Here is a 557-nt window from a genome sequence, read left to right on the forward strand (position 1 = left end):
GCTCGCGCTGCGCGCGTCGATCGCGAGGTTGATGCGCTCGGGGGACGGCGTGGCATCACCGTCGCGTGACCTCGCCACCACCGGTTCACGTGCGGCGGGAGCATCCGTTCCTCTCGGCTCCGTTACGAGGGGGAGTGCGTGACGGATCGACATGATCAGGCGAGTCGCGCGGTCGACGCGCCGGCCGAGGCGACACCGAGTCCGTCGCGGGTCCCGTCGACGACTGCGGTCGGCGCGCTCCGGTTGAGCAGGACGTCGTGGGTCACGCGACCCACCACGAACGGCTCGCCGAATTCGGCACGGGATGCGCCGACGACGAGCAGCGCCGCGTGCGATGAGGATCGCACGAGTGCCGGTGCGGCCGGACCGTAGACGAGCCGGGAACGCACACGGATCGCGGGCCACCGCTCCGCGACGAGAGCTCGCGTGGCCTCGAGTCGGCTCGATCGTGCGTGTGAGGGAGCATGCGCAGAGTCGCGGTGCTCACCGCTGACGGACGGTGTCGCGCGGACGAGGACGAGCTCCTGCCCGGTGAGCTCCGCCTGGTGCGCCGCGAA

At 71.6% G+C, this 557-nt stretch carries 1 protein-coding gene; it reads right to left on the reverse strand.

The annotated features are described in order from the left end of the window. Positions 1–155 precede the first annotated feature (155 nt). A partial coding sequence (locus tag AC4FQ5_RS20045) for a universal stress protein (protein ID WP_491146456.1) occupies positions 156–557 on the reverse strand: 402 nt, incomplete at its 5' end.

The organism is Chryseobacterium sp. DT-167, from assembly GCF_058310155.1.